This is a genomic window from Salmonella sp. SAL4457 (assembly GCF_046548235.1).
In the GTDB taxonomy this organism is placed as follows: domain Bacteria; phylum Pseudomonadota; class Gammaproteobacteria; order Enterobacterales; family Enterobacteriaceae; genus Salmonella; species Salmonella enterica.
The window spans coordinates 1-254 of record NZ_JBGDZO010000899.1; the positions used below are offsets into that span (position 1 = coordinate 1).

The 254-nt window shown below is 63.8% G+C and carries 1 protein-coding gene; it reads left to right on the top strand.

What is annotated here, in order from left to right; translation table 11 throughout:
* Positions 1 to 24: 24 nt before the first annotated feature.
* The coding region (locus tag ACLJNW_RS26795; protein WP_410961594.1) for a hypothetical protein at positions 25 to 254 on the top strand (230 nt) is incomplete at its 3' end.

Genomic DNA, 254 nt, shown 5'->3' on the forward strand with positions numbered 1-254 from the left:
CGATAACAGACGAGACGAACCGTCATGAGTAAAGACATGGACCTGGTGGTCTCCATCGGCGGCATCGCCGACCCCTCCTTGGGCAAGGCATTCGAGACCGTCAAGGCACGGCTCGACAGTCTCCAGGAACGTGCCCGCCAGGCGTCCAGCCTGAGGGATGTGCTGGGAGACGCCATACGCCTGGAGCGAGAGCTCGCCGATATGCGCAAGGTCGGGGATCGCGGCGTTGCTGAGCATGCCCGGCAGCTTGGCGA